This window comes from Algoriphagus persicinus (assembly GCF_035156415.1).
GTDB lineage: Bacteria > Bacteroidota > Bacteroidia > Cytophagales > Cyclobacteriaceae > Algoriphagus > Algoriphagus persicinus.
This window is the reverse complement of sequence record NZ_JAYEEY010000060.1, coordinates 1-6,332: the sequence shown is the minus strand read 5'-3', so window position 1 is coordinate 6,332 and position 6,332 is coordinate 1. Positions and strand designations below refer to the sequence as shown.

General features: G+C 39.2%; 5 protein-coding genes. 3 read left to right on the top strand and 2 right to left on the bottom strand.

Annotated elements, in window-relative coordinates; all coding sequences use genetic code 11:
- Positions 1-266 precede the first annotated feature (266 nt).
- The 3 genes from U3A58_RS21520 to U3A58_RS21510 all read left to right on the top strand — a co-directional run bounded on the left by U3A58_RS21520 (position 267) and on the right by U3A58_RS21510 (position 4,737).
- On the top strand, positions 267-1,898 hold the full coding sequence (locus U3A58_RS21520; RefSeq protein ID WP_323826458.1) for a glycoside hydrolase family 140 protein: 1,632 nt from the start codon (positions 267-269) through the stop codon (positions 1,896-1,898).
- A 132-nt stretch (positions 1,899-2,030) separates the two neighbouring features.
- The gene (locus U3A58_RS21515) at positions 2,031-3,302 is read left to right on the top strand and encodes a carboxypeptidase-like regulatory domain-containing protein (RefSeq protein ID WP_323826457.1); all 1,272 of its coding nucleotides are present in this window, start codon (positions 2,031-2,033) and stop codon (positions 3,300-3,302) included.
- Positions 3,289-4,737 carry a TlpA family protein disulfide reductase gene (locus U3A58_RS21510; RefSeq protein ID WP_323826456.1) on the top strand — a complete coding sequence of 483 codons (1,449 nt, stop codon included), beginning with the start codon at positions 3,289-3,291 and terminating at the stop codon, positions 4,735-4,737. The genes U3A58_RS21515 and U3A58_RS21510 overlap by 14 nt, the downstream gene beginning before the upstream one ends.
- A gap of 46 nt (positions 4,738-4,783) precedes the next feature.
- On the opposite strand, the gene U3A58_RS21505 is transcribed toward U3A58_RS21510, so the two are convergent.
- Together U3A58_RS21505 and U3A58_RS21500 are read right to left on the bottom strand one after the other, a co-directional pair.
- On the bottom strand, positions 4,784-6,100 hold the full coding sequence (locus tag U3A58_RS21505) for an Nramp family divalent metal transporter (protein ID WP_323826455.1): 1,317 nt from the start codon (positions 6,098-6,100) through the stop codon (positions 4,784-4,786).
- A 78-nt stretch (positions 6,101-6,178) separates the two neighbouring features.
- Complete coding sequence (locus tag U3A58_RS21500) at positions 6,179-6,316, bottom strand: GIY-YIG nuclease family protein (RefSeq protein WP_323826459.1); 138 nt, start codon at positions 6,314-6,316, stop codon at positions 6,179-6,181.
- Positions 6,317-6,332 lie beyond the last annotated feature (16 nt).

Genomic DNA, 6,332 nt, shown 5'->3' with positions numbered 1-6,332 from the left:
CTATTGCTAAAGAGTTAAACAGTAGTCAAAAAAATAGAGACCGATTTCAGGAAATCGGCCTCTATTGAATAAAAAAGGCTGTCTCCAATAATGAAAATCAATATGAGACAGCCACTTTTTTTGCTTTAAATAGACCGTGATGAATATCAGATTTTATAATCGTAGTGATATTTTGCTATCTTAAACTTGGATTTTGCATGCGAGATTCCATCCCGTTTCCTTCGTCACGGGACAGGTTATGACCTTGAAGAAAAAATTATAAACCTATGAAAGTCCTACAGATATTTTTTTTGATTACGTTTTCCATTTTCCACCACTATACTTTCAGCCAAACGGCTAGATACGATAGATTTGAACACGTGTTTACCAGTACGAAGGATTATGCAAATGCACTATATGATGTCGGCACCTTCGATATCATGTTTATATCCCCATCAGGACAGGAGAAAACTGTAAGAGGCTTTTGGGATGGAGGGAGAACTTGGAAAGTCCGATTTATGCCCAATGAAGTAGGAACTTGGACCTTCAAAACCACTTCTTCTGATAAGAGTAACTCGGGTCTCCATGAAGTCAGTGGCACTTTTGAATGCATAGAAAATCAAAGCGAACTGGATGTTTACCAAAAAGGCAACCTAATTCAGCCCAAAGGTACTTATCATCTAAGCCATGCTGATGGAACTCCATTTTTTTGGACTGCCTGCACGGCTTGGAATGGCGCATTGAAATCAACCGATGAGGAATGGGAGTATTACTTGAGTCATAGAAAAGCACACCATTATAACACAATTCAGCTAGTCACTACTCAGTGGAGAGGAGGAACAACCAATGCAGAAGGAAATGTCGCATTTACCGGATCGGGAAAGATCACACTGGATCCAACGTTTTTCGAACGTATGGATCAGAAAATTGAAGAAGCCAATAAAAAGGGGCTGCTTGTCTCACCTGTGATTTTATGGGCGCTACCTTTTGGTGAGGGCTCAGAATACAGTCCTGGCTATTATTTACCCATCAGAGAAGCAGTATTGCTGGCCAATTACATAGTGGCAAGATATCAGGGAAACCATGTGCTATGGACGCTCGGTGGAGATGGGAAATATTACGGTGATTTGGAAGACAGATGGAAGTCAATAGGTTCTCAGGTATTTGGAGCTGGAAAGCATCAAGGTTTGGTCACACTTCATCCACATGGAATATCCTGGCTAGGAGACTTGTATGAAGACCAGAGTTGGTATGATGTAATCACCTATCAATCTTCCCATTCCAATGAGGCAAATACGGTCAATTGGATCAATAAAGGGCCAATTGCAGACCGTTGGAGCAAACTTCGCCCTATGCCTATTATCAATACGGAGCCTAACTATGAGGAAATAAATTTTAAAATCACTGCAAAAGATGTACGAAACGCTTCCTATTGGAGTATTTTTGCTGCTCCGATTTCGGGGATAACTTACGGAGCAAATGGGATATGGCCTTGGCTAAGAGAGGGAGAAGAAATAGAAAATCATGGTCCATCGGAAGGAACGCATACCTGGAGGGAAAGCGTAGATTTTGATGGAAGCCTTCAGATAGGCTATTTACATGAATTTATCAGCAAATTTAATTGGTGGGTCTTTAGGCCTGCAAATGAATTGCTAGTTAATCAGCCTGGAGATAAGGTTTATAATCACTTTGTGTCCGTAGTGGCAAATGAGGATAAGTCAACAATATTGGTTTATTCTCCAACCAAGCAGCCTGTAAAACTATATTCTATCATCGGGATTGAATATAAGGCTCGTTGGTTTAATCCTATCAACAATAGTTATTTAGATGGCGAAGCACCTCAAAAAAGTCATATTCTTGAGTTTGAAAATCCACTGGATCAGGATTTGGTGCTGGTGTTGGAGAGAGCAGATTTATAATCCAGGATTTTAAATAAATGTACGTGGGTAATTTTTGTGTGCATTCAAAAGATTTTCTATACATCGGATGGCTTTTTGGATGTTAGACTATCTTTATATTGATAATACTCTGACTTTTTATTTTATTAGGTGATGCGATTTTTAGTATTCTCTGTCTTTTTTCTTTGGGTTCATTTTGTAGCCGCACAAAATCAGCAAGCAAATAGCATTTCCGGTGTCGTCATAGACAAGGAGGATTCCACTCCTGTCCAATTTGCATACCTGTACCTAAAGAACTACCCTGATTTTTCAGCTTTGGCAGATGAGCGAGGAGAGTTTAAGTTCTTTTTCCCTTCTCAGTTCATGGATGAAATTGTAGTGATCTCTTCTATTGGATATGAAAAGAAGGAAGTGTCAATCTCTTCGCTAGCAAAAACGGGGAACACACTCAAGCTTCAAAGGCAATTACTTTCTTTGAATGAAGTGACTGTGATGCCTGAAGATAATTCTATGGAGGAGATGATTTCGAAAGCGATTGATAATATCCCCAAAAACTATCCAGACAATCGTCACCAACTGAGAGGATTTTACAGAAAAGTATCTACGAATTACGAGGAGTTTACAAAGCTCGTAGAGGCAGCTGTGTTGGTAGAGGATGTTAGCTATAAAAAGGATGGATTGTCACTTCGAATTAAGCTTGAATCGCTACGACAAAGCGACGAATTGGGTGAGGTTGATTCTTCCATGTCAATACTGAAGCAGCGAATTAGAGAGCATATTAAATCAACAGGAAGTACTCTCGGATCATCAAACCAAATTATTAAAACCTATCAACATAATAATGGATTTCGAGGTGATGCTTACAATTCCAAAACTTGGTTTGGGAAAGACGGGGATCGATTTATGGGTATTCCAGAGTTGCCAACATACCGGAGATTTATGGGAGAGGAGATTGTGGGAAATGACACGATTTATCAAATAGCATTCAGCACTAAAGATCCTCCAAATGGGAGCAGCTATTTGAAAATAAACAGTAGAAACCATGCAATTGTTGAATATCAAATTAGTTATCAATCAGCTGAGTATCAGACTTTCGCGAAGTTTAGGGAAGTCGATGGAGTCTATTATCCGGAAATGATTCGCAACAAGGAATTAAGATTGATAAATCGTGACGCGGGCATACATCAAATGGATATCAGTACTATCTGGTTTGATGTTCCTATGACTGAGGATTTGAAAAAGATTCGAGCGAAAGATGCACTTGGCAGAGATGAAGAAGTGGAAAATAACAAATATGAACTTGATTCAAGTTTTTGGAAAACCTATAATTTCATCAGAAACCATCGGCTGGATTCAGCTATTTTAAGAAGTTTGGAAAAGGATAGAAGTCTGGAACACCAATTTAAGCGCAATGCAAAAGACTAATATCAATGTTTATTTCATGTGCTTTTTTCTGGGACTTATTGGTCTTTGTTCCTGCAATTCTGGAGAAAAGGGAGAGAGCAGAATATACTCTGTTGGGCCAGGCCAAATTGTATTGGTTTTTGAAGATAGTGTCACACAGCAGTTTTTTCAGCGACGGAAGGCAGTATTCAAATATTTAGATGATAATCAGCTGCCTGAAGAAATCTCATTTAATCCTGAAGCTGATTTTGTAATAAATACTTCAAAAGAATCACTTGATTTAGTTTATCGAGACAATAGCCAAGTAGAGTTCACTTTTTTTCTCGAAAAGGGAGATTCTATTCTAATCCAAGCGAAAGACAAAAAGCCATGGCTTACTTCCATCAGCAAAGAGCGCTCACCTTACGATTACAATCTGGAATTACTTAGAAATACTGAGCTATATGGTAAACCCCATTCAAAAGCTCAGGATTTCTACTTTTTGTGGAATGAGACAAAGGCGTTTCCCTTCGAATTGGAAACTAATGAGGATCTGAAAAGAATCAAAGATGAAGCCATGCAGGGATTTCGAAGAGAGCTGGATTGGCTGGATTCCCTAGCGAAGGCCGGTTTAATTACTGAAGAATTTAAAGCTTTCTACGATTCTAAAAATGGATTAGAGCGCACGAAATTGGAAGCACACGATCCTGAAAATTTGGTTATCAATACCCAAATGTCTATCAGTTCAATTCTAGAAATAGATGATTTTCAGCTAGGCAACAGAGTGTATTTGGATGAGTTTTCTGACCTGATATTAGCCAATCAAACTCAGCTTCAATCAAGGGTATTAATTGATTCACTGATTGCTGGAAATGAGTTGAATTACCAGGAAAAATCACTACTCTTTCATTATTTACAAAAGGAAATCCCACATTTATCCTTTAAGGAAGCAGATGAAATTCTTGAGCGATATGGAGACCGATTGGATAATCCAGCCCAGCTACTTTATCTGAATTCTTCTAACCAAGGCCTCATAGATCTGAATCCAGATGTTGAATTGATGGGGCTGCAAAAAAGCTTCAGCAGCTTTGAAGAGCTTTTAGACCAAAAAAAAGGAAATTACTTATACATCGATCTTTGGGCAGCTTGGTGCCTCCCTTGTATCAAAGCATTCCCTGCAACGCTAGCTTTAAATGAATCCTATAAAAGCAAAGGAGTAGAAGTGATATTTTTATCAGTTGATGATAATTATAAGTTTTGGGAGGAGGTCGCTGTGAAATATGATATCGCAATTCCAGAGCAATCTTTTGTCGCCATAAACAAAGAAGAATCTGAATATCTAAAAGCACTGGATGTAGCGCGGATTCCAAGGTATTTGATTTTTGATCCCAAGGGGAAATTAATACATCCAAATGCTCCTAGGCCAGAAAGCGATGAGATAAGATCATTTTTAGAAAAGATTACCAATCCGGATTGAATTCTTCCAGGATAGATTAAGCTTATAATTTATAGCTGTTTTTGCGTTAGAAAAGCTTTACAATTCCATACACCGATACTAATCCAATAGAGAGAACGCTCAGCCAAAATAGGATAGTTGTTATTATTCCGGAAGCCAGATTTAATGGGCTATTTTTAAATCGAAACTGAACTGCTGCATAGACGACCAGTATAAGAAGTATAGATCCAACTACGCCACCAGACAGAACCATAAACGCGGGAAGTTTCACAAAGGCAAAGGCAATTGCCCACAAAACCGGTAAAATCCAAGCTAAAAGGGCAACCCAGGTTTTTCGGGTTTTCAGGTCTTCATAAGCTATCCAACCTAATTCTCCGAAAATGTCTGGGAACAATCTTGTCCAATAGGCAAGCGTAGCAAAGACACTTGAAAACAGCACAAAAAAAGCTCCTGTGATATAGGCAAGCCTAGCACTATCTCCAAGCGATTGTGTGTAAATATTGGCTAAAGTTTCTATCAAGTGATTGCCACTAGGTATATCTTCATTGCCGTGTAGAATGGAAGCTCCCAATAAATAAAATGCCGCCGTAACTGCGGTATAAATAATCATTGCGACGATGGCATCTAAATACATGATTTTTATCCAGCCATTAGCTCGATCTTTCCATTCCAGACTCCCATCATTTTCGCCTGCAAATTTGGCATACCCCTTCTCTAGACACCAATAGGTGTAGGCTATTATTTCGTCACTGGCTACCCCAGTAATTCCAAATGCCCCTATAGCCACAAAAATCAATTCTGAGGGAAGCTCAAAAGTCAACCCGCTAAGTACATCCGATATAGTAAAAGCAAATGGACTATAACTGACTGCCACCACAGAGGCAAGTGTAAAAATAGTAAAGCCAAAAACCAGGAACATAGATGTTCGCTCTACTATACTATAGTAATTTCTGTAAATCAACAGACTGGCAACTGCCCCGAGAATGAAAGCCAACAAAGTAGGGGAGAGTTGTGGAATCAACATACTAAGCGCAATAGCTGCCCCGCCTATCATCCCGCCTAGTTGTATTATTTTGAAGAGCGTCAATAAAAAGGTACTCCAGACAGCCCAGTTTTTGGGTCCCGGTAATAAGGAGAAAGATGTCATAAGCGGCTGCCCAGTGATGATCGTATTTTTTCCGAATTCCAATTGGATAGCCACTTTTATCAGACAACTAACCAAAATGATCCAAAACGTAATAAATCCGCCCTTTGCTCCAAGCACTGTCGTGGCGATTAATTCCCCTGATCCAACGATGGAAGCTGAAAGGATAAATCCAGGCCCCAGAAACTTGAGTTTTTTAAAAATAGAAGTAGGTGGATTCTTTATTTCGGGCGATGTCATCCCCTAAAAATAGGGAAATATATTTCCGCAAGATACAGGACTGCGGATCTGAGCTGATACGCATTCGATTATAGTCCTTTATATGCGATCAGGAAGTATATTTTGCTTTAACCATTCTCTTCCTTTGCCTGATTTAAGTTCTTTTTCGCGCTTCATGGCATCTTTTTTAAGCTGGAAGAATTCAACATAAATAACAATCCACGGTCTGTATCGCAGCGTAAATCCTTTGCTG

Bases quoted from the DNA above. Each gene is read 5' to 3' on its own strand.
- U3A58_RS21520 (WP_323826458.1), top strand. From the start codon at position 267: ATGAAAGTCCTACAGATATTTTTTTTGATTACGTTTTCCATTTTCCAC.
- U3A58_RS21515 (WP_323826457.1), top strand. From the start codon at position 2,031: ATGCGATTTTTAGTATTCTCTGTCTTTTTTCTTTGGGTTCATTTTGTA.
- U3A58_RS21510 (WP_323826456.1), top strand. From the start codon at position 3,289: ATGCAAAAGACTAATATCAATGTTTATTTCATGTGCTTTTTTCTGGGA.
- U3A58_RS21505 (WP_323826455.1), bottom strand. From the start codon at position 6,100: ATGACATCGCCCGAAATAAAGAATCCACCTACTTCTATTTTTAAAAAA.